23 protein-coding genes are annotated in these 24,436 nt (G+C 47.7%); 18 read left to right on the top strand and 5 right to left on the bottom strand.

The window, feature by feature from the left end:
- Positions 1-98: 98 nt before the first annotated feature.
- The 5 genes from HHL16_RS14875 to HHL16_RS14855 all read left to right on the top strand — a co-directional run bounded on the left by HHL16_RS14875 (position 99) and on the right by HHL16_RS14855 (position 2,742).
- Positions 99-494 carry a hypothetical protein gene (locus tag HHL16_RS14875; RefSeq protein WP_169425974.1) on the top strand — a complete coding sequence of 132 codons (396 nt, stop codon included), beginning with the start codon at positions 99-101 and terminating at the stop codon, positions 492-494.
- Between the two features lie 45 nt (positions 495-539).
- Positions 540-956 carry a polymer-forming cytoskeletal protein gene (locus HHL16_RS14870; RefSeq protein WP_240966173.1) on the top strand — a complete coding sequence of 139 codons (417 nt, stop codon included), beginning with the start codon at positions 540-542 and terminating at the stop codon, positions 954-956.
- An 80-nt stretch (positions 957-1,036) separates the two neighbouring features.
- Positions 1,037-1,444, top strand: a complete 408-nt coding sequence (locus HHL16_RS14865) for a hypothetical protein (protein WP_169425972.1) — start codon at positions 1,037-1,039, stop codon at positions 1,442-1,444.
- Positions 1,437-2,066, top strand: a complete 630-nt coding sequence (locus HHL16_RS14860; protein WP_169425971.1) for a SprT-like domain-containing protein — start codon at positions 1,437-1,439, stop codon at positions 2,064-2,066. Before HHL16_RS14865 ends, HHL16_RS14860 begins: the two co-directional genes overlap by 8 nt.
- A 169-nt stretch (positions 2,067-2,235) precedes the next feature.
- Positions 2,236-2,742, top strand: coding sequence for a hypothetical protein (locus tag HHL16_RS14855; RefSeq protein WP_169425970.1), 507 nt, complete (start codon positions 2,236-2,238; stop codon positions 2,740-2,742).
- A gap of 258 nt (positions 2,743-3,000) precedes the next feature.
- Here HHL16_RS14855 and sucC read toward each other — a convergent pair whose 3' ends face one another.
- Positions 3,001-4,212: an ADP-forming succinate--CoA ligase subunit beta gene (sucC, locus tag HHL16_RS14850; protein WP_169425969.1), complete on the bottom strand. Its 1,212-nt coding sequence runs from the start codon at positions 4,210-4,212 to the stop codon at positions 3,001-3,003.
- Between the two features lie 76 nt (positions 4,213-4,288).
- On the opposite strand from sucC, the gene HHL16_RS14845 reads away from it, so the two are divergent.
- The 12 genes from HHL16_RS14845 (at position 4,289) to HHL16_RS14790 (ending at position 17,876) form a co-directional block, all read left to right on the top strand.
- On the top strand, positions 4,289-5,113 hold the full coding sequence (locus HHL16_RS14845) for a purine-nucleoside phosphorylase (RefSeq protein ID WP_206022432.1): 825 nt from the start codon (positions 4,289-4,291) through the stop codon (positions 5,111-5,113).
- A 109-nt stretch (positions 5,114-5,222) separates the two neighbouring features.
- A complete protein-coding gene (locus HHL16_RS14840) occupies positions 5,223-7,271 on the top strand; it encodes a putative porin (RefSeq protein WP_169425968.1) in 2,049 nt (682 codons plus the stop codon).
- Between the two features lie 73 nt (positions 7,272-7,344).
- Positions 7,345-7,731, top strand: a complete 387-nt coding sequence (locus HHL16_RS14835; protein WP_169425967.1) for a hypothetical protein — start codon at positions 7,345-7,347, stop codon at positions 7,729-7,731.
- A gap of 71 nt (positions 7,732-7,802) precedes the next feature.
- Positions 7,803-8,273, top strand: coding sequence for a cation transporter (locus tag HHL16_RS14830; protein WP_206022430.1), 471 nt, complete (start codon positions 7,803-7,805; stop codon positions 8,271-8,273).
- Positions 8,274-8,300: 27 nt separating this feature from the next.
- The gene (locus HHL16_RS14825) at positions 8,301-8,846 is read left to right on the top strand and encodes a heavy metal-associated domain-containing protein (protein ID WP_169425966.1); all 546 of its coding nucleotides are present in this window, start codon (positions 8,301-8,303) and stop codon (positions 8,844-8,846) included.
- A 10-nt stretch (positions 8,847-8,856) separates the two neighbouring features.
- A complete protein-coding gene (locus HHL16_RS14820) occupies positions 8,857-9,717 on the top strand; it encodes a hypothetical protein (protein WP_169425965.1) in 861 nt (286 codons plus the stop codon).
- An 86-nt stretch (positions 9,718-9,803) separates the two neighbouring features.
- The gene (locus HHL16_RS14815; protein WP_206022428.1) at positions 9,804-12,038 is read left to right on the top strand and encodes a heavy metal translocating P-type ATPase; all 2,235 of its coding nucleotides are present in this window, start codon (positions 9,804-9,806) and stop codon (positions 12,036-12,038) included.
- An 11-nt stretch (positions 12,039-12,049) separates the two neighbouring features.
- Positions 12,050-12,619, top strand: coding sequence for an AraC family transcriptional regulator (locus HHL16_RS14810; protein ID WP_169425964.1), 570 nt, complete (start codon positions 12,050-12,052; stop codon positions 12,617-12,619).
- 195 nt (positions 12,620-12,814) lie between these two features.
- Positions 12,815-13,027, top strand: coding sequence for a heavy metal-associated domain-containing protein (locus HHL16_RS14805; RefSeq protein ID WP_169425963.1), 213 nt, complete (start codon positions 12,815-12,817; stop codon positions 13,025-13,027).
- Positions 13,028-13,082: 55 nt separating this feature from the next.
- Complete coding sequence (locus HHL16_RS14800; protein WP_169425962.1) at positions 13,083-14,429, top strand: hypothetical protein; 1,347 nt, start codon at positions 13,083-13,085, stop codon at positions 14,427-14,429.
- Between the two features lie 514 nt (positions 14,430-14,943).
- Positions 14,944-17,247: a TonB-dependent receptor gene (locus HHL16_RS14795; protein WP_169425961.1), complete on the top strand. Its 2,304-nt coding sequence runs from the start codon at positions 14,944-14,946 to the stop codon at positions 17,245-17,247.
- Between the two features lie 35 nt (positions 17,248-17,282).
- The gene (locus HHL16_RS14790; RefSeq protein WP_169425960.1) at positions 17,283-17,876 is read left to right on the top strand and encodes a hypothetical protein; all 594 of its coding nucleotides are present in this window, start codon (positions 17,283-17,285) and stop codon (positions 17,874-17,876) included.
- A 299-nt stretch (positions 17,877-18,175) separates the two neighbouring features.
- On the opposite strand, the gene HHL16_RS14785 is transcribed toward HHL16_RS14790, so the two are convergent.
- The 3 genes from HHL16_RS14785 to HHL16_RS14775 all read right to left on the bottom strand — a co-directional run bounded on the left by HHL16_RS14785 (position 18,176) and on the right by HHL16_RS14775 (position 21,118).
- The gene (locus tag HHL16_RS14785) at positions 18,176-19,369 is read right to left on the bottom strand and encodes a hypothetical protein (protein WP_169425959.1); all 1,194 of its coding nucleotides are present in this window, start codon (positions 19,367-19,369) and stop codon (positions 18,176-18,178) included.
- A gap of 60 nt (positions 19,370-19,429) precedes the next feature.
- Positions 19,430-20,275, bottom strand: a complete 846-nt coding sequence (locus HHL16_RS14780) for a GMP synthase (RefSeq protein WP_169425958.1) — start codon at positions 20,273-20,275, stop codon at positions 19,430-19,432.
- Positions 20,276-20,449: 174 nt separating this feature from the next.
- On the bottom strand, positions 20,450-21,118 hold the full coding sequence (locus tag HHL16_RS14775) for an SGNH/GDSL hydrolase family protein (protein ID WP_169425957.1): 669 nt from the start codon (positions 21,116-21,118) through the stop codon (positions 20,450-20,452).
- Between the two features lie 182 nt (positions 21,119-21,300).
- On the opposite strand from HHL16_RS14775, the gene HHL16_RS14770 reads away from it, so the two are divergent.
- Positions 21,301-22,611 (top strand): ectonucleotide pyrophosphatase/phosphodiesterase, encoded by a 1,311-nt coding sequence (locus HHL16_RS14770; protein WP_169425956.1) that lies wholly within the window; start codon positions 21,301-21,303, stop codon positions 22,609-22,611.
- A gap of 79 nt (positions 22,612-22,690) precedes the next feature.
- Here HHL16_RS14770 and HHL16_RS14765 read toward each other — a convergent pair whose 3' ends face one another.
- Entirely contained in the window at positions 22,691-24,322 is a 1,632-nt protein-coding gene (locus HHL16_RS14765; RefSeq protein WP_169425955.1) for an amidohydrolase, read from the bottom strand.
- Positions 24,323-24,436 lie beyond the last annotated feature (114 nt).

The raw sequence follows: 24,436 nt of genomic DNA, 5'->3' as shown, positions 1-24,436 counted from the left end.
AATTAATTACTTAAAGATAAGCCTAATTTTTTTTGTTCACGGGTTAGCAGTCAATTCATTCTAAACTATTACCTTTAAAGCCAAGAGAAATCCTGTGTATGGCCAAATTCGATGCCAATTCCACCCTGAAGCGCTTGCAGAATCGCTACCGCCTGGTAGTGATGAACGATGATACATACGAAGAGGTGGTAACTTTCAAATTATCAAGATTGAGCGTTTATATTGTACTCAGCACAATATTTGTGCTGCTGACAGGTTTAACAGTAGCGCTGATTGTGTTCACGCCCCTGCGGATGTATATTCCGGGTTATGGCGATGTGAATGCAACCCGCGAACTGAGAGAGCTGAAGGTGAGAACCGACTCGCTTGAAAATGCGATGCAGTACAAGGATAAATACCTGGAGAACGTAAAAAACGTTTTACAGGGTAACGTAACCGTTAACCGTGATACTACAGCCCTCGATATTCCCAAACCCGAAACAATTGACGATTAAAACCGATATCGTATGTTCAATAGCAAATCCAAATCCGAAAACCAAATGGAACAAAAACCCTCAACCCCCGCAACCGGCGCCACCATTATCGCTGCCGGCACTACACTGAAAGGTGATATCAACAGCTCAGGTGATATCCGAATCGATGGCAACCTCGAAGGCAATGTAAATTGCACAGCCAAGGTAGTGATCGGTTCAAACGGAGCCGTAACCGGAGATATCAATGGTCAGCAGGCCGATATCATGGGAAGGGTAACCGGCACCATCCGCGTAAAAGAACTGCTTCAGCTGAAAGGCGGCTCTCAGGTTCAGGGTAACCTGCATGCAGCCAAACTGCAGATCGAACCCAGCGCCAATTTCAATGGCCAGTGTCATATGACCGGAACGGAGAAGCCTGCCATGTCGGTAAGCTCCAACGGACTGGCCGACAAGAAGACCGAGAAACTGGCTGCCCAGGCATAAATTTCTACTTCATTTAATATTACTGCACAGCAGTACCGGAGATGTGGTGCTGCTGTGATTCTGTTTTGTACCTTTGTAGTATGCAACCAACATCCGTTTCCAGATCATTTTTGCCCATCACTGTTATTTTTGTTATTTCCACAGCGCTGCTGCTGACCCTTCGCAGCACTTTTGAAAGCTGGGGCATCAGTGTTAACGTAATGATCGTAGGCAATGTGATTCTCTTTTTTGCGACCCTCGCTTCTTTTCTGCTGTACTACAAGTCGCTTCGCAACAACAATGTGCAGGTATTTCTGCGCATGATTTACGGAGGCATGTTTCTTAAAATGATGATCTGCCTCATCACGGCTTTTGTGTATATTGTAACTGTAAAAAAAGGCGTTAGCAAAGGCGCTGTATTTGGATGTATGTTCCTCTATTTCCTCTACACCTTTGTAGAAGTGGCCATACTGATGAAACTGAGTAAGCAACAAAAGAAGAATGTCTAAGAAGGAAGCTCCGCTGGAGTATCTGCAACAATTCATTCCGCCGGCAGCGGTACCAAGGGTGCTCGAATACCTGCAACAGTACAGGGTTCACTTAACCATCACCCGCGAAAGGAAGTCCATTTTGGGCGACTACCGCCATGCCACCCTCTATAAAACCCATCGTATCAGTGTAAACGGCAATCTCAATCCATTTTCATTTCTCATTACCCTCATTCATGAGCTTGCCCACCTGGTAACATTTATTCAATATGGAAACCGTGTTCAGAGTCACGGTAAAGAATGGAAAGCCCTGTACGCTATGCTGCTGAAAGATTTCATGGGAAAGCAGCTGTTCCCGGCCGACGTGGAGCAGGCTTTGCAAAAGTCTATGCACGATCTGCCCGCCAGTAGCTGCGCCGACGAAAACCTGATGCGCATCCTTAAAAACTACGATCCCAGACAGCAGGGAGTAGTGATGGTAGAACAGTTGCAGGAAGGCCAGTTATTCGATATCGGAGAAGGAAGGATCTTCCGGAAAGGAAAGAAACTCCGCAAGCGATATCAGTGCATCGAAGTAAAAACAGGAAAACTCTATCTGTTCAGTCCCATCTACGAAGTAAAGGAACTCAGCAACGCAGGTTAGCTCACCAGTACCAGCAGACCGTATAGCAAAATGTAACTCACCAGCAGTAATCCAAAAAATACGCGTGTAGCGTATGCACCGTCGTTCATACAATAATTAATTGAAGTATCAGATAGCTGTGCCTTGACGAAAACTATGCCAGATATTGTTCACACTTCATTCGATTGTTATGAAACAACAACTGTTACTGATCATCATCTGCTGCGCGGCGCTGTCGGTTTGGGCACAGAGTCCGCGCAATGCAGCCGGATTGTTCGAGTATGCTCAGTTCGTTACTCAGGATGATGCCGGCACAGACTCTCTCAATCTCAGAGCAAAGAAATTCTTCACGCTTCCATTGCTGGTGCACTGGGATACCATTTATTCTGCAGAGAAAGGTGGCAAGCAGGCCCAGGTGGCAGATGGGTATGTGGATATAGAACTTCCTACCAGCATGTGGGGTTCGTACATACGCGTGGCCATGCAGTATGTGATATTACCTTCAGATAACGGATATTACTATACGATAAGACACCTCAAAGGTGGAGGAGGAAGCGGCCCACCGGAATTTCCACTCGAAGAGAAACCTACTGAAATGAAAGGCAGGCATTACGATCAGCTGCTCACCAGAACCCATAAATATCTGGAGGGAGTGATTGGGTATATGAAGCAGGAGATGAGCGGGCAGGAAAACTGATGAGCGCCCGGTTTCTTATCAGCGGGAATCAGGCATTGGAGAACGCATATACTCTCATAAAAAGGGGAGGGCAAACACTGAATAAGGGCAGATTAATGGCTCCGTAATGGCTCATTACTGGCTGGCTTCCCCTTTAAAAACGCTGCAAACAGGCTGAATAATGGCTGAAGATAGGCTGAAACGCGTGTGTTCGACACAAAGCAAAAGGTCCGGGCTTTACAGCTCCGGACCTTTTAAGTATATAGTCGCTTTCGCGCCTTATGCCACAGCTTTACCAACGAGTGCAGCAGCTTCGCTGAGCAGAATGGCCGACTGAACTTTCAGTCCGCTTTCTTCGATCAGTTTCTTTGCTTCTTCTGCATTGGTTCCCTGCAAACGTACAATGATAGGCACTTCGATATTGCCGATCGATTTGTACGCATCGATCACACCCTGTGCAACCCTGTCGCAACGAACGATACCACCGAAGATGTTGATGAGGATCGCTTTTACTTTAGGGTCTTTCAGAATGATGCGGAAACCGGCTTCAACGGTTGTTGCATTTGCGGTACCACCTACGTCGAGGAAGTTCGCAGGCTCACCACCACTCAGTTTGATCATGTCCATAGTGGCCATGGCCAATCCTGCTCCGTTAACCATGCAACCTACGTTGCCATCGAGTTTCACGAAGTTGAGGTTGTATTTTCCTGCTTCCACTTCTGTAGGATCTTCTTCGCTGATATCACGAAGTGCTTCCAGGTCAGGATGACGCATCAGTGAGTTGTCGTCCAGATTCATTTTGCAATCCACTGCAATGATCTTCTCATCGGAAGTTTTGAACAGCGGGTTGATCTCGAGCATGCTGCAGTCGAGCCCTACGTAAGCATTGTACAGGTTTGTTACAAACTTAACGCAGTTCTTGAAAGCTTCGCCTTTCAAACCGAGGTTGAAAGCGATCTTGCGCGCCTGGAAGGGGAGCAGTCCGCCACTGGCGTGTACCCACTCTTTGAAGATCTTGTCTGGTGTGTTGTGAGCAACTTCTTCGATATCCATTCCACCTTCGGTGCTGTACATGATCACGTTCTGACCTTTTGTACGGTCGAGCAGAATAGACAGATAGAATTCTTTTACAGGGTTGGCTCCAGGATAATATACATCCTGTGCTACCAGCACCTTGTTCACCGTTTTACCGGCAGGTCCGGTCTGGATAGTCACGAGGGTTCCGCCGAGGATATTGCTGGCGATCTGTTTGATCTCTTCAGCGCTCTTGCCTACAGCTACACCGCGTTGTTCGGTGCCCTGGATCTTGCCTTTACCGCGGCCCCCGGCGTGGATCTGTGCTTTCACCACGGCGAAGTTATTGCCGAACTGTACTTTCAGATTTTTATAGGCTTCTTCAGCTGCATCTGCCCTGTCGACAGGAATTCCTTCCTGAACAGGTACATTATACTTTTTCAGTAATTCTTTCGCCTGGTACTCATGGAGATTCATGCGGGGAAATTTTTGGCGAAAATAGGGAAAACACACAAATGTTACGAGTAGAATAGTGACCTATATTTGCGCATCTATGAATAACATCATCCGGCAACTGGAAGAAACTACCGCCTGGCTGCGTGCCAGATATACGCAAACTCCCACCGTAGGCATCGTTCTGGGCAGCGGTTTGGGCAATTTTGCCACCCATATCAAGGCCGAACTGGAGATCCCTTACGAAGAGATCCCCCATTTTCCCGTTTCTACCGTGGAAGGCCATCATGGCAGATTAATTTTTGGTGAAGTGAACGGAAAGAAAGTGGTGGCCATGGCCGGACGCTTCCATTTTTATGAAGGATATACGCCCGAACAGGTAGTATTCCCCATCCGTCTGATGAAGTTCCTCGGCGTTCAGCAGGTGCTGATCTCCAATGCCGCCGGCGGCGTGAACCCCGCATTCGCAGTGGGCGACCTGATGGTGATCACCGATCATATCAGCTTCGCCATCATCAATCCGCTGCTCGGCAAAAACGAAAAAGAACTCGGCCCCCGCTTCCCCGATATGAGCGAGCCATACAATAAAGGTCTGGTGAAACAACTGAAAGAGATCGCCGCTGCCAATAATATCAAACTGCAGCAGGGTGTGTACTTCGGCGTTACCGGCCCCACTTTCGAAACCCGTGCCGAATACCTGCTGATCCACCGCCTCGGCGGCGATGCCGTAGGCATGAGCACCGTACAGGAAGTGATTGCGGCTATCCATACCGGTATGCAGGTAGTGGCTGTGAGTGTGATCACCGATTTAGGTATAAGAGAAGAAGATAATGTGATCACGCACGAAGAGGTGCTGGAAGCCGCTGCTGCAGCAGAACCCAAACTTACCACGCTCTTTACTGAGCTGATCGGCAAACTGCCTTAACCCGTTGCCGCGCCAACTTTCTGTTAATTGAAATAAATTAACGATCCCGGCAACAGAGAAACTTATTTTAATCACTAATTTGATGCCCCGTAAATCTGGGCGAAATATTTTGAAGACGAGATATTTATTCATCGCAGTACTGTTGATACTTTCAGGATGGTTTAACCAGGCTGAAGCCCAGGGCGGATTACTCCGCAGGGCACAAGGCGGATTTGGCGGCGGTGGAGGCGGCAAAGCAGATTCCGTAATTCATCGTACCGGCCTCGAAGATTCACTCACCATCCGTTTCAGGTATCTCGACAGCAGCAGGCTGCGCGGCTTCGATTCTTCCATCACCGATTTCTACGAACGTTTTCCCACACCCTGGCATTCGGTGAACCTCGGAAACCTGGGTACGCCAGCAAGAAACCTCATCTTCACTCCCCGGCTGAAACCCGGATTCGATGCCGGTTTCCACGCACTGGATAATTATCTCTATAACGCAGAAGAAACAAAGTTCTACACCACCACCCGCCCGTTCTCCGAAGCAGACTACGTGCTGGGTGCAAGGTCCGAACAGTTCATTCAGCTTACGCATACGCAGAATATCAGACCCAACTGGAATGCAGGTTTTCAATACCGGCTCATCAATTCACCCGGACTCTTCCAGAACCAGGCTGTCAATCACAATAACTACCGCTTCCACAGCTGGTACCAGAGCAAGAACAAACGATACCAGAACTTCTTCGTTATCGTGGGAAACAAAATGCAGGCAGGAGAGAACGGTGGTATCAAAACCGACGTGAACTATCTGGATAGCGCTGCCTTCTCGGAACGTTCAACCATACCCGTTAATCTTGGTCCGGATATGCCCAACAGCCGCAACTTCTTTACCACCAGTATCGGAACCGGCTCGTTTCTTACCACCGGCACTTACATGATGCGTCAGCAATACGACATAGGACAGAAAGACTCCATGATCGTGAACGACACATCGGTAGTAAAACTTTTCTATCCAAGGCTCCGCCTCGAGCACACCATCAGATACGATACCTACAAATACCGTTTCAGAGATGCCGTGGCAGACAGCGCCTACTACAGCAACGTTTACAATATTTTCTTCAACCAGTATACGGCCTCCGGAGACAAGAAAACCGGCAACTGGTTTACGCAGGATTACTGGAAAGTGCTCACCAACGATTTCTCCATCTACCAGTTCCCCGATGCAAGAAACCCGCATCAGTTCATCAAAGTGGGAGCGGCCTACGAAAGCCTCGACTTTCTGTCGGTGCATGGCGATCAGAAATGGGGGAGGATAAAAGACAATAACCTCTATCTGCACGGCGAATACCGCAACCAAACGAAGAACAAGAAATGGGATATCGAAGCCAACGGTAATTTTTATGTAAACGGAATGAACTCCGGCAACTACACCGCTTACCTGAGCCTGCAACGCTTGCTCAGCAAAAAAGTAGGTTACCTGCAGGTGGGATTTCAGAATACCAACCGCACTCCATCTTTCGTATTCGATTTTTACAGCGGCTTCAACCGTGTGCCATCGCAACCGGCATTCAACAAAGAGAACATCACCAATATATTCGGTTCTGTCATAGTACCCAGCCTCAAAATGAAGCTGAGCGCAAACTATTACCTCATCAGCAACCTGGCGTACTTCAAAGAAATGTACAAGCCCGATCAGGCAACTACGCCATTCAATATTCTTCAGATCACAGCCGAGAAGCAATTCAAAGTTGCCAAACACTGGAACTGGAGAACATGGATTGTGTTGCAGCAGCGTGCAGGTGACGGTCCGGTTAACATGCCATTGTTTACTACACGCAATCAGTTTGCTTACGACGGCAATCTCGGATTCAAGAACCTGCTTGCCAGCATGGGCGTCGAGTTCCGTTACTACACTGCCTACAATGCAGAGAACTATTCTCCGCTGATGGGCCAGTATACTTATCAGAATGCGGCGAAGATCAAACTGAAGATGCCCGATATAAGCGCCTTCATTCACTTCCGCATCCGCACATTCACGGCCTATATCCGTGCTGAAAACCTCAATGCACTGAAGCTCCCTGCGGGAACATTCACCAATAACAATATTCCCACGTTCAACTATCCTTATCCCGGCTTACAGATCAGGGTAGGCATATTCTGGAGCTTTATCAACTAGGCAAAAAGTTAAAAATCAACTAATTGATACCCGGAGTTTCTTTTTAAGAAAATTCCGGGTATTTTTGTTTGGAATGAAAAAGGCCGTTATTGCCATATTAGCCGTTTTGTATGTAACTGTTACCTCCGGGATAACAGTGAACATCCATTACTGTATGGGCAAACTCGCCAGCGTTGAATATGGTTACGACGACCATGACGCCTGCGGCCTCTGCGGCATGACGGAACAGCGGGAAGGCTGCTGTCATACCGAATACAAACTGGTGAAAGTAGACGACGCACACCAGCTGGTTCCCATAGCGGACCATAATTTTCAGATGCCGGTGGCCATCCTCCCCTACGAAATCGTCTGGATCGATGAAGCGCCGGCAAAAGCAGTTCAGATAAGTCCTTCCGGTAACGATCCACCGGATCAGCACGATACACCAGTCTATCTCCGCAATTGTGTTTTCAGAGTCTGATACAAGTTTGTACAAACACGCATTTTTTGTTTGCAACAACTTTTATTACTCATTATTTAATTGATTCTATCATGAAAGCACAATCAATCTTCTTATCAGTATTCGTATTATTCGCCTCTTTCGCTGTAAACGCACAAACTGCCAAAAAAGAAACCATCAAAGTATGGGGCAACTGTGGCATGTGTAAGAAAACCATCGAGAAAGCAGCTATCGCAGGTGGCGCCACCACAGCTAACTGGAATACCGAAACCAAAGTGCTCGCAGTAAGCTTCGATGCTAAATCCACCGATAACAAAAAGATTCAGCAATCAATAGCAGCCTCCGGCTACGATACGCAGGATTTCACTGCCAATAACGAAGCATACGACAAACTGCACGAGTGCTGCAAGTACGACCGCAAACCCGAAACACCAGCCGCTAAAAAAGACGGAAAGAATCTGAACGCAGGAAATGAGAAAGAAGAAAAATCATGCTGCAGCAAGGAAGGCGATGCAAAAGCATCCTGCCATAAAGAAGCGCAGCCTGAAGTGAAGAAGAACTAATCATTCCATCGTTTAAATTATTCTGTTATGAAAAAGCTATTGATGCTGGCAGTGGCCACACTGCTGGCTTTTACGGGCATGGCGCAATTCAAAAGCGCCGGTTTGCAGGCAGCAGGTTTAACCTGCGCCATGTGTACCAAGGCTATCAACACCTCACTGGAGCAATTGCCTTTCGTTAAAGACATCGACGTAGACATCAAAAGTTCTACCTTTCTCATCAACTTCAAAGACGGCGCTGATGTAAACTTCGACGAAGTGAAGAAGGCCGTGGAAGATGCAGGTTTCTCTGTAGCCAAACTCAGTGTAACCGGGCAATTCGATAACGTGAAAGTGCAGAACGATGCCCATGTGCAGATCAGCGGAAAGAACTATCATTTCCTGAATATTCAACCCCGCACCCTGAATGGTGAACAGACCATCGTGCTGGCCGACAAAGATTTTCTGAGCAACAAAGAGTTCAAAAAAATCAGCGGTCACACAAAAATGAGCTGTGTGCAAACCGGCAAAACCGCAGACTGCTGTGGTAAGGACGGAATGCCCGCCAACAGCAGGGTTTATCACGTAACGATCTAACACAGGGGATATGAAGCGAATTTTATTCGGAGCAATATTGCTCATGACAGGTCATGCACTCACAGCACAGGAATTGTATGTGTTTTCGGAGCCGGCATCCAATCCGCCGGCAAAAAGCATCAGCACAAAATATACGGGCAAATTTCTCCGTTCGGATCATACAGATCGGATAGAGCAACGCCATATGGCCGAAGCCATGCTGGGACTGAGTAAAGAATGGATGCTCCGCGGATCAACCACGCTCTCGGATATGTATTCGAAGAACCTGCGTTGGGAAAGTGCAAAGCTCTACACCAAGTACCGTTTCTTTTCCAATGATGAAGTGCATAAACATTTCAGGATGGCGGCATTTGCAGAAGCAGCCTACAGCCGTAACGAAATGGCTTTCGATGAGCTGAGTCTCGATGGAGACAACAGTGGTGTACAGGGTGGTGTGATACTCACGCAGCTCTGGGATAAACTGGCCGTGTCGGGCACCTTCGGGTATCTCTACACATTCCAGCGTTCTTCACCGGGCAAACTGCTGCATCCTGATTTTCATCATCAGCCTGTGTTTGAGAAATGGCCTGAGCAGGCATTCAATTACAGCATCAGTGCAGGCTACCTGCTGTTCCCGGTTCATTACACCAGTTACAAACAAACTAACGTGAACCTGTATGCTGAATTGATAGGTCAGAAGAGTCTCGACAGGCGCTATTTCTATTACGATCTGGCCCCTGCCATCCAGTTCATTTTCAACAGTACGGCCAAGCTGAATGCCGGTTACCGCTTTGAGCTGAACAGGCATAGCGATATGTACCGGATGAGCAATAACCGTTTGCAGGTAAGTTTCGAATACGTATTTCTCAATGCGCTGAAAAAGAAGCGTTAAGCACACAATTGTGTAAACAGTTCCGGTAATTGTGTAACAGCCGCGGGGGCGATGTGTGATAATTTTGTGGTATCAATTTTATCATCATGGAAACCGCAACACAATCAACCATCAGCAAAGTGTTACCCGTAACGGGCATGAGCTGCGCAGCCTGCGCAGTAAGCGTGGAGTCGATGCTGGCAGCACAGGAAGGCGTTCAGGAGGCAGGAGTAAATTTTGCATCATCCTCTGTAAAAGTGGTGTTCGATCCCGCAAAGATCGATACAGCAGCCATGCAGCAGGTGATCCGCAGTATCGGGTACGACCTGATCATCGACGAAGAGAATGCCACGGAAAAGCAGGAAGCTATCCAGGCATCATCATATAAGCAGCTGCAAAAGAAAACGCTTGCAGCTGCTTTACTCACCATACCGGTGGCAGTGATCGGCATGATCTTCATGGATATGCCCTACGGCAACTACATCATGTGGGCCCTCACCACTCCGGTATTGTTTGTATTCGGAAGATCTTTTTTTATCAACGCATGGAAGCAGGCGAAGATGGGCAAGGCCAATATGGACACCCTCGTAGCGCTCAGTACCGGTATCGCTTACGTGTTCAGCGTGTTCAACACCCTGAATCCGCATTACTGGCATAGCCGCGGACTTCATGCTCACGTGTACTTCGAAGCCAGCGCAGTAGTGATCGTATTCATCATGATCGGCAAGTTGCTGGAGCAGAGAGCCAAGAGCAATACCAGCGCTGCTATCAAAAAACTGATCGGCATGCAGCCGAAAACAGTCTGGATTATTCAGAACGGAGAACCAGTTGAAGTGCCCGCAGCACAGGTGCAACCCGGAGACATTATCCTGGTTAGATCAGGAGAAAAGATCCCGGTAGACGGAATAGTGGAAGAAGGCGAATCTTATGTGGATGAATCCATGATCTCCGGCGAGCCCGTAGCTGTTCATAAAACAGCGGGTGCGCAGGTGTTCACGGGAACCATCAACCAGAAAGGCAGCTTCCGTTTCAAAGCACAGAAAGTAGGCAGCGAGACCATGCTGGCCAATATCATCAAAATGGTGCAGGAAGCACAGGGCTCCAAAGCGCCCGTGCAGAAACTGGTAGATAAGATCGCAGGCATATTTGTACCCATCGTAATTGTGATTGCCATTGCAGCTTTTGCGGTATGGGTGATTGCAGGCGGTGAGAACGCTGTAACACATGGAATGCTCGCACTGGTGACTGTACTGGTAATCGCTTGTCCCTGTGCGTTAGGACTGGCTACGCCAACCGCCATCATGGTAGGAGTGGGCAAGGGCGCTGAACATGGCATCCTTATCCGCGACGCAGAAAGCCTCGAACTGGGTCATAAAGTGAATGCCATCGTGCTCGATAAAACCGGTACCATTACAGCCGGAAAGCCAGTGGTAACCGATATGATCTGGAAGTCCGAAGCAAAACCCATGCAGCCCGAACTGGAGAACATCCTGCTCTCTGCAGAGCAGCAATCCGAACATCCGCTGGCAACAGCTGTAGTACAATATCTGAAAGACAGGAATGCAACTCCTGTAACTTTAAGTTCTTTTGAAAGCATCACAGGCAAGGGCATTCTGGCTCAGCACGGCAACATCACCTACAAGGCCGGCAGCTACAAAATGGCGAAGGAAGATAACATGAACATCCCCGCCGAATTAAGATCAGCCGCCGACCAGTGGAGCAATGAAGCCAAAACCGTGATCGTATTTGCGCAGGATAACGAAGTGCTGGCTATTCTGGCCATCGCCGACGAAGTGAAAGCCGGTTCCAAAAAAGCAGTGGAAGCACTGAAGCAAATGGGTATCGATGTGTATATGTTCACGGGCGATAACCAGCAGACCGCCGCAGCAGTGGCAGCACAGGTAGGCATTCAGAACTTCAAAGCCGAAGCCCTGCCTGCCGACAAAGCCAACTTTGTGAAATCACTGCAAGAGCAGGGCAAAGTAGTAGCGATGGTAGGAGATGGCATCAACGATTCGCAGGCGCTGGCACAGGCTGATATCAGCATCGCCATGGGTAAAGGATCGGATATCGCCATCGATACCGCAGGCATGAGCCTGATCTCATCGGACCTGCAGCAGATCCCGAAAGCGCTGGCACTGAGCCGCAGCACGGTAAGAGCGATTCGTCAGAACCTGTTCTGGGCTTTCATTTACAACCTTATCGGTATTCCGCTGGCAGCGGGTATACTGTATCCTGTGAACGGGTTCCTGCTCAACCCGATGATCGCCGGAGCCGCCATGGCACTCAGTTCTGTGAGTGTGATCGGCAACTCTCTGCGACTGAAATGGCAGAAATTCTAAAATCCCTCAGTATGTTATTGCACATAAAGAACATGGTTTGTAACAGGTGTAAATGGGTAGTGAAAACGGAATTGGAAAAACTAGGACATAATGTAATGGTGATGCGACTCGGAGAAGTTGAACTGAAAGATGAACCGTCTGCCCAACAGGTGGGCGAGATCGAACAAAAACTGAATGAGTTCGGTTTCGAACTGATCGGAGACCGCTCTTCGCAGCTCATCGAAAGCATGAAGACCACCCTCATCAAACTGGTGCAGGAACCCGATCAGCTGGAGAAAATGAATCTCTCCGAATTCCTCAGCAGCAGCCTGCACCGCGATTACTCTTCGCTCAGCAAACTGTTCTCCGAAGTGGAAGGAATTACCATTGAGCAATTCTTCATTTTGCAGAAAATAGAGCGGGCAAAAGAATTGCTGGTGTACGATGAGATGAGCCTCACCCAAATCGCCTACGAGCTGGGATACAGCAGCGTAGCGCATTTGAGCAGTCAGTTCAAAAAGGTAACCGGACTCACCCCCAGCCATTTCAAACAATTGCGCGGCGAAAAAAGAAAGCCGCTCGACGAAGTAAGTGAAGACTGATAACTTTCAATAGCAGATCGCAGCCACGATCGTTTGATTTTTACCTCACCCCATCCCGTAGACGAAAGGATACAGGCATGGGGTGTGTTGTTTTACATCGTACCCAACATTCTGTTTAAGTATAAAACGCAGCCATAATCATACAACAGTCCGGCAGAATGGCGCCATAGCTTTGAGGTATTAAAACAAACAAAAATGACACACTCTTATAACGTATCAGGAATCACTTGTGCAGGCTGTGTAGCCAATGTTAAAAAGGCCATCGAATCGGTACCAGGCGTAATCAGCGCAGAAGTAAAACGCGAAGCGCCACAGGTTACCATCACCATGGAGAAACATATCAACACTCCATTATTCCAGGAAGCGTTGAAACAATACGGCAACTATCAGATCTCCGATCTGCATTGATCAGTTGCAGCCCCAATGCCTGAAAAAAATTGAATCACCAGAAAGAACTAAAACAATGAAAAAGATTTTACCGATAGCCCTTTTTAATCTGATTGCGTTGGGTGCTGCTGCACAACACGAGCACCATAACATGCAGCGCGATACGGTGCCCGCTAAAAAAGCAATGGACACCACTATGCAGATGGATCATTCCTCTCCCTCCATTATGTCGCACGCCTTCAGCCGCAATCTCAGCATGAACCGCAACGGTTCAGGTACGGCCTGGCTGCCCGATAATGCACCGATGTACGGATATATGTTCCATACAAAGAAATGGATGTACATGCTTCACGGCAATCTCTTTCTCCGTTACAATAATCAGGACATCGCCAGAAGTGGCAGCCGCGGTGGCTACAAATTCGATGCACCTAACTGGGTGATGGGAATGGGACAAACAGCCGTAGGTAAGAAAGGCCTTTTCCGTTGGAGTGCGATGATTTCCTTCGATCGTCCTATCATGGGCGGCAACGGATATCCGCTGCTCTTCCAATCCGGCGAAACATGGAAAGGCCAGCCACTTGTTGATCGTCAGCACCCGCACGATATGTTTGCTGAGTTGTCTGTAGGTTACTCACATGCCATTAATAAAGACCTCGATGTATTCGGTTACTTCGGTTATCCCGGTGAGCCTGCGCTGGGTGGTACAGCTTTCATGCACCGTCCATCGAGCCTCTACAATCCGGATGCGCCACTTGGTCACCACTGGCAGGATGCTACGCACATCACTTTCGGAGTAGCCACATTTGGTGTCCGGTACAAGAACTTCAAACTCGAAGGTAGCAGCTTCACTGGCCGCGAACCGGATGAGGACCGCTACAATTTCGACAAAATGCGTTTCGATTCATGGGCAGTGCGTTTGAGCTATAATCCTACCAAAGAACTTAGCCTGCAGGTATCTCAGGGTTTTGTGAAGAGTCCTGAACCTTTACATCCCGATGAAGACGTTAAAAGAACCACTGCTTCTGTGATCCATGCAAAAAGATTCAGCAATGGCGCGATGCTCAACTCCGCCGCAGTATGGGGATATAACAGAGTAGACAAGAATCATCAGGAACATTCTTTCCTCGCAGAATCTGCATTCAGTTGGAAGAAGAATGCCATCTACGGAAAATATGAGTTCGTGGAGAAATCAACGGAAGAGCTGGTGCTCGACGAACATAAGTATGGCCATGATGGGAAATTCCCGGTGAGTGCAGTTACACTCGGTGTAAACAGAAAGATCTTCAACATCGGTAAAACCGATTTCTCGATAGGAACACAGGCAACTTTATACTTTCCTGAAAAACCATTGCAAGGCATTTATGGGAAGAATCCATGGGCTTATCAGGTGTTTATCAGAGTGAGTCCTGGGTTAATGAGGTAATATTCTTTATGTGCAATTTCCGATACTGGAAATGGGGCCGGCTGTTTAGCCGGCCTTTTGTTTTCGGCAATTGCTTTGAAGAGCACTCCTGTTGAGTTATGGTAGAGTTTTGTTCCAGGCTGTTCAAATGGTTTCGAGAGGATGTTGTGTTGTTGTTTGTTGAAGGTTGCTTCGCGAGCGCACAAGCAGATTCGGGGCATACCGTGTTAATGTATGTTCGGAATTGCTTCGCAAGTGCCCGAATAGATTGGAGGCATGCTGTGTTGCTGAATGTACGGGCTTACTTCGCGAGCGACTGGGCACCCCCGAAGTACAGGGGACTCCCCATGAAATAAGTCTTGTTTTGCATTCATTTCTAACTCATTCAGTTAGCTTTCATTCACCAGACTTTAATCAATCTCTTTCCTTTTCTTACCTAAATATTTTTTGCTCCTTGAACTATTTAATTATATTTATCTAAATAGAAATTTAGACAAGACTAAAAATAAGTTTAAAGGAAACAAGAAGTTTAACCATGAAATATTGCATAAATCTGCTGCTGGGTTGTATTCTGAGTATTCACGCAATGGCTCAACATAGCAGCGTTTCAGGAACAGTAAAAGATAAAACCACCGGCGAACCACTGCCCGGTGCTGTGATCAGTTTCAACGGAAAGAAATCGCTCGCAGGAAATGACGGCAGGTTTCTCATCAATCTGAATTCGCCTGCCAGTTCCCAAACACTCATCATTTCAAGGATCGGATATAAATCTGATACTACCACTTACGAAGGTTCACATATCACCATATTACTCGAAGCAAGTTCTCAAACACTTACCGACGTGGTTGTTACCGGAACCATGAAAGCTGTCTCCAAAACCGCCAGTCCGGTTCCCGTAGAAGTTTACACACCGCAATTCTTCCGCAGAAATCCTACACCCACCATTTTCGATGCACTGCAACAGGTAAATGGGGTGAGACCACAACTCAACTGCAACGTCTGCAATACAGGTGATATCCATATCAACGGACTTGAAGGTCCTTATACGATGGTGCTCATCGATGGCATGCCCATTGTGAGCGCACTTGGCTCTGTTTACGGATTGAGCGGCATTCCCAACTCTCTCGTAGATCGCATCGAAGTGGTGAAAGGCCCTGCATCATCTCTGTATGGCTCCGAAGCCATTGGCGGCCTTATCAACGTGATCACCAAAAATCCATTGAAAGCACCGCTGCTATCTGCCGATGTAATGGCCACTTCCTGGAAAGAATACAATTTCGATCTCGGCCTCAAATACAAACCATGGAAAAAAACAACCGGCCTTCTCGGCGTGAACTACTTCCTTTTCAACAATCGAATCGATAAGAACCACGATCAGTTCACAGATGTAACCCAGCAAAACAGAATTGCCATCTTCAACAAATACAATTTCGAGCGGCAGCAGAACCGGCAGGCCAGCCTTGCGGTGCGCTATGTGTACGAAGACAGATGGGGAGGGGATACCCGCTGGACCAAACCCTTCCGCGGCGGTGATTCGCTCTACGCAGAAAGCATCTATACATCTCGCATAGAACTCATTGGTAACTATCAATTACCAACAACCGAAAAGTTATTATTCTCCGGGTCATTCAATTCTCATATCCAGCGATCTGCCTACGGCAACAATATTTTCAATGCCTCGCAGCAAGTTGCATTCGGGCAGCTCACCTGGGATAAAAGTCTCGGCAGTCACGACCTGCTTGCCGGCGCCGTATTCCGTTACACTGCCTACGACGACAATACCACCGCCACCCGCGATACACTCACAGGCCGCAACAAACCTCAGCACACACCTTTGCCCGGAATATTTTTGCAGGATGAAATCAGCATTGCCGACAAGCAGAAATTACTGCTCGGCGCGCGATGGGATCATCATCCGGTACACGGTCATATCTTCACTCCACGAATCGCATGGAAGTGGAATCCTACCAACGATGATGTGATCAGAATCAATGCCGGTACCGGCTTTCGGGTTGTGAACATCTTCACGGAAGATCATGCCGCCCTCACAGGCGCAAGAGATGTGCTGATCCCCGAAGAACTCGAACCCGAACGCAGTTACAACGTAAACCTCAACTACGTAAAAAAACTCTACACAAAATTTTTCTGGGTCAACTTTGATGCCTCTGCATGGTACACGCATTTCACCAATCGCATCATTCCCGATTACACTACCAACACCGAACAGATCATCTATCGCAATCTTACCGGCTACTCTGTCTCAAAAGGTGTTAGTCTCAACACAGAATTCGGTTTCACCAATGGGCTGAAAGGCCATATAGGCGGCACTTTTCAGGATGTAAGCATCGTAAGCAAGAATGCGGGCATCAAAACCACCAGTCGTCAGATGCTCACAGAAAAGTGGAGCGCCAACTGGTCGCTTTCCTACACATTCAAAAAAGGAGAGTGGACGATCGATTACACCGGCAATATGTACGGTCCGATGGACCTGCCCTTGCTTTCTGAAGAAGATCCGCGCAAACCAACATCCCCCGTGTGGAGCATTCAGAATATTCAGGTCACCAAAAAACTGCCACATAGCATCGAAGTATACTGTGGAATAAAAAATCTGCTTAACTGGACGCCTGCAAAAGGCAATCCATTCATCATCGCACGCTCTCACGATCCCTTCGATAAACTTGTTGCAAAAGATGCCAACGGTGTAATTCAGAAAGTTGGTGTGAATGGTGATCCAAATCCTTACCGTCTCACCTTCGATCCGAACTATGTATTCGCTCCCAATCAGGGTATCAGGGCATTCGTAGGTTTACGGTGGACAATTACGGGTGATAAGTTGTGAATAAGTGATAAACTTGCACAGCAAAATCTAACCCAATGAAAAAAATCTCTACCCTAACGGTAGCCCTTTTGGCTATCGGAACCGCTCATGCGCAATTGAATCTGTTCAAAAAAGATCCTGCGAATCCGGGCTTTTCAAAAGCCGTTGAAGCGATCCTCGGTGACTTCCCTTACAACTACAAACACCTTACCGGAGATCTGGTATTGCAGGAAGGAGAACTGCAGCATTACGCATCCACCGTGAATCTGCCCGGCGCTGAAACCTGCATCATCGCTCATTACAACTCTGGTCTCGATACAACTGCCAGCTGGGCTGCGCTGATGTATCATACCGAAGAATTCGAAGATGCGAGCAAAGAATACCGCCGCCTTTTCAATCAGCTCAACAAATGCAAACTCAAAATGGTAGATGGATCTGCATACTACCTCGAAGGTGATTTCGATGAGCCTGCTACTGAAAAAGATTTCGTGATCAGCGAATTCAAAATCCAGACTGCTGACGAACGGTATAAATTATTCAAAGTGGAACTGGAGATGTTGTATAAGATCGATCACTTTGTGGTGAATATAAATTTCGTTACAAGAAAAAAAGATGCGGATCAGCGGCCGGACTGGTGGAGTGGAAGATAAGGTTTCGTGGCTATCGTGCGCATGGTGTTGTGTTCAGGGGCGCGAAATGTGCCGGGCAGTATTGTGGCTCCGATGATCTTTTGTCAAGTAGGATAGGACAGTAGAATATAGCCGGACTTTTGTGCAACACATTCCAAGGCCCTGAACACAACACCATGCGCACTTCAGCACGCTGCGGGGGCAAGGGGATCGAATGAGGTAAACTTCGAAATAGCTGAGAGTTGGCTTGTTTTTCTGAGAATACCTGCTGAAAACTTGCTTGTTGTTTTCTTTCTGAAATTATTGGGTTGGTGGATTTTCTAACGCTCGAAAAATGATACAGTTCCGCCAACCCATTCTTTGTCTTTGTTGTAGCGTACTCCAATCATCTTGCCCTTGCTGAGGCGGGCGAGATTGATGGCGGGTTGCGGCCTGCTTTCGCCGTCTTCCCAGAGATACATGATGCGGATCTCTACTTTGGCAGGTATGTCTGGTGTGGGAATGATATCGGCATACTTTACTTTCTTCTGCAATATCCAGTTTTCGGGATCTTTTACTGCGTCGATGTCTTCGGGTGTTACATCGATCACTACGCCTTGTCCGGCAAAGGAGAAGAGTGGTTTCAGTACGAAGTCGCCGAGGTTGCCCGGTATTTGTTTCAGTTCGTTGAGGAAATAACTTTCGGGTACGTAGGGATGCTGAATGAAAGGCATCGTGAATTTGCTGATGCGGTAAAACCAGTTGGGGTGTGTGATCCACTCTACATCGAGGTCCTGCGTGATGTCGGGGAATTGACCGAGGGCAGCACGTTGTGCCTGTAAGTCGTCGAAAATTACCCGGTTGTATATGCGAAGTATGCGTGTTTTTTGTCCGTTGAGGATGTAGTAGAGCTCACGGCCTTCCTGAATGAGGTCGGTAATGCAGACTGGCTGAATGCCCAGATAGTCGCGGGTGCAGTAGAAATCAATTCTCGTTTTTTGCTCGTCGGGTTTGATCTCCAGCAGAATTACGTTCTCCGGATTGAGGTCTCCGACAATCACTTCTTTGAGCACCTGTATGTAAGATTCTTTGGTATGTCCGTTGAGGAAAGGAGAGTAGTTCTCTGGCATAACGAAGTTCTTTTTGAAACTATCAGCCATGTATACCTGAAAACCGTAAAGAGATGGAAAGCCCTGCATTTCGATCAGCTGTGGTTCTGCTTCACCTTGGTCGTTGAGACAAACGCCGAAGTCGAAGGCGATCATGTGGGGATGATTAGTTTCGCGGGGAACCCGTTCTGCGTCTGGTATGGCGCGTTCGGTGAGTTCTGTGAATCCTGGTTCCAGCACAACGTCGATAATGCTTTCGCAGGCATCGATCATTTTAGCAGCAAATGTTTTGTCTACAAATACCGGTGTTTCTGCTACGCGGAATTCGATGGCACCCGGATAACCGTTGTCCAGATCCTTCAGAAACTGCTGATAAAGCGCTGGTGTAAACTGCTGATTGTATAACTCACGGAGGCCGGGGACCATAGAAATGATTTTACGGAAAGTTACGGCACACAAAGCAAAATGCAAGTGGGTGCTTCCGTATCAGGCAGTAACGCCTACCAGTTCTTCGGTGGCCAGACTTAAAAAATTGGGCAGTACATGCGCGTAGGTGTAGCGGATCTTGTCGGGATCGTTGAGCTGCTCAATCATGGAGCTCCATTTGGCCTCGCCATGGTTGGCGATCACGGTTTGTTTCTTATCCTCACGCAACAGATACATGGTCATGCCTGCAGCATCAGCTTCAGGATGGAACTGTGTTCCAACCATATATTCGTTGAAGCGGAAAGCCATGATGGCACGTTCGAGCGGAACATGCGGCCTTTCTTTTTCTATGGCGAGTATGGAGGCGCCGAGCTGACGGATACGCTGGTGATTGGGCTGCACCACCTGGTAATCGCGGCTGTCCACCGCATAGAAAGGATCCTGCAGATTGGCGAACAGCGCTTCCTGATGGCCTTCATCCAGCATATGAACAGGAAACACGCCAAAGGCAGTTGACTTCCTGCGTTTTACTTCCGCCACTTCAAAGTAACGGCAGGCCAGCTGAAATGAATGACAGATGAAGAGTACATGCTTCTTAGGAGAATTGCCGGGAAGCTGATTGTATTGCTCCACAGTATGGATCCAATCGAAATATTTGTTTTCCCATTCAGTGCCGGCGCTGTCTACAGGAGAACCGGGACCACCACTGGAAATATACAGGTCGTAACTGAGATCGGGAAGCTGCTGCTTTATGCGCACTTCATATTCGTCCCAAACGAGTTCAAGTTGATGCAGACGGCTGTATTGTTGCAGGATATCGCGGATACAGCGCATCCCTTCATTGGCCTGAGCCTCATAGAGATCAAGTATTGCAATGCGGATTTGTTTGTGATCACTCCTGTACATGGCTGCAAACATACATTTTTTTGAAATTCAGGTAAAGCTGTAATGCCCGTATCGGATAGCCGCAATGGCCGCTTCGGGTTCCTGTCGGCAATTACCGGTACTTCCATAAATAACAAAGCAGGTCCGGGATTGTTGTTGGAACAAAACCCGGCCTGCATGTTAAGTAGTTGTGCCTTATTTAATTAAGTGCTTATACATTTGTTCGGCAACCACCTGATTGCCTGTATCTGTGAGGTGAACGCGGTCTGTTGTGAGGATGCCTTTTTCTTCGTTATTCTTATTATTAATCAAATTATAATCGAGAAAAACCTTCCGCATATCGATGAGTGAACAGTTGTTATTGGCCGCAATCTTTCTAACGATGGCTGCATATTTATTGAGATCCCCATCCTGTTCATTGGTGAAATCGGTCTTCTCTCCGATAGCGCCCGGTGTTACCAGCACCACTTTGATATTTTTCGCCTGCAGCTTTTTGATGATGGCATTGTAGAATTTCTCGAACTTGTCGGGATCGGTACCAGTGCCCGGATTGGTTTTGTGCCAAACATCATTGGTGCCTATGAAAATCACAACTGTATTGGGATTCTTTGCCAGCACATCGTCTTCGAGACGGAGGTAGAGATCGGTTACTTTGTTGCCGCCTATGCCGGCGCCGATCAGTTCATAATTCTTATCGAGACCTTTTGCTTTCAGCATCTCCTGCATGTTGGTGATATAACCTTTAGGTCTTACACCCTGCTGTGTAATGCTGTCTCCAAAAAATACAATGCGTTCCGGTGTCTGAAATGTGGTGAATGACATGAGAATGGTGAGTAAGAGCAAACTGCTCAGTAACTTCTTCATTACGTGGGTTTAAAAAAGATGATTAAATAATCGGTAATCTTTCTTTTCGGAAGGTAATTTACGATAATCCGGTTGGGATGGCAAAGCTGATTATGCAGGGTTAATTTTTAGCTGTTTTAGTGGCAAGCACTCCTGTTTCCCGATCCTTTTTTGAATATTTGCTGATCAATAAAATCAGGAGCATGAGAAATCTTTTAGCCGGAAGTCTGATCGCAATAGGTTTGCTGACATCGGCAGCATCGGTAAATGCACAGGAAAAGAAGTGGAAGCAGGATACAACGCAGCAGATAGAACCGGGTAGGAGCAATGCTGTATCGCAGCAACAAAAGCCTTACGTGATCATGATCTCCGCCGATGGTTTCCGGTACGATTACATGGATAAGTACAATGCCGCCAATCTCAAAAGACTGAGCAGTGGCGGCGTTCGTGCAGAGTCGATGTGGCCGTCGTTCCCTTCGGTTACATTCCCCAATCACTATACGCTGGCAACAGGATTGTATCCCGCACATCACGGATTGGTGGACAATCATTTTATCGATACCGCCCGTCAGCGCCGATACTCCATGAGCATCATCAAAGAAGTGACCGACAGCAGCTGGTATGGCGGCGAACCACTCTGGGTGCTGGCCGAAAAACAGCAGATGCTTTCTGCGAGTTTTTATTGGGTAGGGTCTGAAGCTGCGATCCAGGGCATTCGTCCGAGCTACTGGTATCATTTCGGAAATGATATCACCATCCCCGAACGCATCGCTGCAGTGAAGAACTGGTTAACACTTCCTGAAGAAAAACGTCCGCATATGATCACCTTGTATTTTCCTCAGGTGGATCATGCAGGGCATGAATACGGTCCGGATGATCCTGAAACAGGAAAAGCGGTGCAGCTCATCGACAATGCAGTTGGTCAGTTGCAAAACATGCTCGATTCTCTGAAGCTTCCGGTGAATACGATCTTTGTTTCCGATCACGGAATGACGAAGATCGATACAACTCGAATGCTCAAACTTCCTGCCGTAGACACCACCAACTTTACACTACTTCCTACAGATATGCTGGTGCACATCTATGCGAAAGATGCATCGAAAGTACCTGCATTGTATCGTGAACTGAAAGCCAATGCAGACGGTTACGATGTTTATCTGCTCAATGAAACACCTAAGCGCTGGAACTACAGTACTGCCGACGATCGTTACCATCGTCTTGGTGATATTGTGCTGGTGCCACAGCTTCCACGCGTATTCAAGTTCCGCGACAAAAAAGAAAATCCCGGACGACATGGATTTGATCCCTATCAGTACAAAGAAATGCACGCCACTTTTTTAGCCTGGGGGCCATCGATCAAAACCGGAAAGATCATCCCAACCTTCCAGAATGTAGATGTATACGCGCTTGCAGCAAAATTGCTCGGCCTGAAGATCACCGAACCTACAGACAGCAATAGCAGGTTTCCGAAAAAAGTGATGAGAAAGAAGATCGGGTTCGACTGGAATTTCTAGGATCGTTTCCAACGAAACCGCTTACAATAAAAAACGGCTGCGTCTCTTGATGCAGCCGTTTTTATTGCATGATGAAATGCTATTTGCGATGGAATACTTTCTCTCCGTTGAGATACGTGCGCTGTACATTGATGTGCAGCAATTGTGCTTCTTCCGCTTTCATGAGATCTTTATCGAGCAGGATGAAGTCGGCGAGTTTACCGCGTTCGAGACTCCCTTTCTCCTGTTCTTCAAAGTTCGATTTAGCTGCCCAGATGGTCATGCCACGCAGGGTGGCTTCGCGCGTGAGCGCGTTCTCCGTCTGGTATCCGTTGGCAGGCCATCCTTTGGCATCTTTGCGAACAACTGCGGCATAGAATGTTTTGAACGGTGAAATATCTTCAACGGGGAAGTCGGTGCCAAGTGCAATCCAGCCGTTTTGTTTAAGCAGATCATTGAATGCGTAGGCTCCGCGGATGCGTTCTGGTCCGAGGCGTTGCTCTGCCCAGTACATATCGCTGGTGGCATGTGTTGGCTGAACTGATGGGATGATGCTGTATTTTCCGAAGAGCGCGAAGTCTTCTTTATTCACCACCTGTGCGTGCTCGATGCGCCAGCGGCGATCGTTCTTCTCTTTGAGGTATTTTCCGTAAGTGTGCAGAATAGTTCTGTTGCCCGAATCTCCGATGGCATGTGTGCACATCTGAAATCCTTTTTCGTAGATGATATTGGCAACAGAGTCGAAGTGTGCCGGATCGCTGAGCAAGAATCCATGCGTATGCGGTTTATCTGTGTAAGGCTGCAACAGGCAGGCGCCGCGGGATCCTAGTGCACCATCACCATATACTTTGAAGCCCTGGATATGCAGTCGATCTGTTTTGATCTTTCCTTTGCTGAAGAGATAATCGTAATTGCGTTTGGCATCGCTGAGCAATACGTAAAGCCGCATTTTCAGTTCGCCGCTTTGCTGCAATTTGTAGATGGTTTCTACATCGGTATAATCGAGTCCGCAATCGTCGATGGTGGTGAGGCCCATGGCGAAACAGTTCTGTTGTGCATCGAGCAATCCTTTTTTGCTTTGCTCTTCGGTAGCGCCTGGAATTTTTCTGTTTACCAGATCGATGGCATTGTCGAGCAGAATGCCGGTGAGTTTACCATTGACTACTTCGATACTTCCTCCCGTGATTTTCATGCCGGGCTTTATGCCGGCGAGATCGAGCGCTGCTTTGTTTGCAATAGCGGCATGCCCGTCAACGCGGGCGAGGATCACGGGTCTGTCGGGGAAGAGTTGGTTTAGCTCTTCGTTGTTGGGGAATTCTTTGCTGGTCCAGTCGTTCTGATCCCATCCGCGGCCAATCAGCCAGCCGGTATTGTGCGATTGAGCGAAGGAGGTCAATGTATCGAGAATGGATTTCCAGCTGTCGGTGCCATTGAGATTGGCGGTTTGAAGGCTGAGTCCATATCCATAAAAATGTGCATGCGCATCGATGAAACCGGGGTAGATGAATTGTCCGTTTGCATCGAGCGTGTCTTTGGCTTCATACTTCTTCAGCAAGGCTTCGTTGCTGCCGGTTTCAAGGATCTTACCGTCTTTGATGGCCATGGCTTCGGCAGTGCTGAAGCTGCTGTCTACGGTGTAGATGGTGGCATGATGCACCAGCAGATCGGCCTTTTCTTTCTGAGCCGCACAGCTGGCGAATAGCATTAAGGGCAATGCATAGAGAATTCTCATGATGCGTAATTTTTGTATGATGCAAATATCAGATAAACCGATGGTATGCTGAATGTACTCTTTTTTGAGGGACGGCGAAAGTCCTTGCAATGAATTGAGTAAATTCGACGAAAC

The organism is Pseudoflavitalea sp. G-6-1-2 (assembly GCF_012927185.1).
Classification (GTDB): domain Bacteria; phylum Bacteroidota; class Bacteroidia; order Chitinophagales; family Chitinophagaceae; genus Pseudobacter.
The sequence above is the reverse complement of the archived record's forward strand: the minus strand, read 5'-3'. Positions and strand labels throughout refer to the sequence as shown.

Coding starts and splice junctions, on each gene's coding strand:
- HHL16_RS14815 (WP_206022428.1), top strand. CDS start 9,804: ATGGAAACCGCAACACAATCAACCATCAGCAAAGTGTTACCCGTAACG.
- HHL16_RS14865 (WP_169425972.1), top strand. CDS start 1,037: ATGCAACCAACATCCGTTTCCAGATCATTTTTGCCCATCACTGTTATT.
- HHL16_RS14805 (WP_169425963.1), top strand. CDS start 12,815: ATGACACACTCTTATAACGTATCAGGAATCACTTGTGCAGGCTGTGTA.
- HHL16_RS14835 (WP_169425967.1), top strand. CDS start 7,345: ATGAAAAAGGCCGTTATTGCCATATTAGCCGTTTTGTATGTAACTGTT.
- HHL16_RS14825 (WP_169425966.1), top strand. CDS start 8,301: ATGAAAAAGCTATTGATGCTGGCAGTGGCCACACTGCTGGCTTTTACG.
- HHL16_RS14780 (WP_169425958.1), bottom strand. CDS start 20,275: ATGTACAGGAGTGATCACAAACAAATCCGCATTGCAATACTTGATCTC.
- HHL16_RS14770 (WP_169425956.1), top strand. CDS start 21,301: ATGAGAAATCTTTTAGCCGGAAGTCTGATCGCAATAGGTTTGCTGACA.
- HHL16_RS14820 (WP_169425965.1), top strand. CDS start 8,857: ATGAAGCGAATTTTATTCGGAGCAATATTGCTCATGACAGGTCATGCA.
- HHL16_RS14875 (WP_169425974.1), top strand. CDS start 99: ATGGCCAAATTCGATGCCAATTCCACCCTGAAGCGCTTGCAGAATCGC.
- HHL16_RS14810 (WP_169425964.1), top strand. CDS start 12,050: ATGTTATTGCACATAAAGAACATGGTTTGTAACAGGTGTAAATGGGTA.
- HHL16_RS14765 (WP_169425955.1), bottom strand. CDS start 24,322: ATGAGAATTCTCTATGCATTGCCCTTAATGCTATTCGCCAGCTGTGCG.
- HHL16_RS14795 (WP_169425961.1), top strand. CDS start 14,944: ATGAAATATTGCATAAATCTGCTGCTGGGTTGTATTCTGAGTATTCAC.
- HHL16_RS14860 (WP_169425971.1), top strand. CDS start 1,437: ATGTCTAAGAAGGAAGCTCCGCTGGAGTATCTGCAACAATTCATTCCG.
- HHL16_RS14870 (WP_240966173.1), top strand. CDS start 540: ATGGAACAAAAACCCTCAACCCCCGCAACCGGCGCCACCATTATCGCT.
- HHL16_RS14785 (WP_169425959.1), bottom strand. CDS start 19,369: ATGGTCCCCGGCCTCCGTGAGTTATACAATCAGCAGTTTACACCAGCG.
- sucC (WP_169425969.1), bottom strand. CDS start 4,212: ATGAATCTCCATGAGTACCAGGCGAAAGAATTACTGAAAAAGTATAAT.
- HHL16_RS14800 (WP_169425962.1), top strand. CDS start 13,083: ATGAAAAAGATTTTACCGATAGCCCTTTTTAATCTGATTGCGTTGGGT.
- HHL16_RS14775 (WP_169425957.1), bottom strand. CDS start 21,118: ATGAAGAAGTTACTGAGCAGTTTGCTCTTACTCACCATTCTCATGTCA.
- HHL16_RS14845 (WP_206022432.1), top strand. CDS start 4,289: ATGAATAACATCATCCGGCAACTGGAAGAAACTACCGCCTGGCTGCGT.
- HHL16_RS14830 (WP_206022430.1), top strand. CDS start 7,803: ATGAAAGCACAATCAATCTTCTTATCAGTATTCGTATTATTCGCCTCT.
- HHL16_RS14790 (WP_169425960.1), top strand. CDS start 17,283: ATGAAAAAAATCTCTACCCTAACGGTAGCCCTTTTGGCTATCGGAACC.
- HHL16_RS14855 (WP_169425970.1), top strand. CDS start 2,236: ATGAAACAACAACTGTTACTGATCATCATCTGCTGCGCGGCGCTGTCG.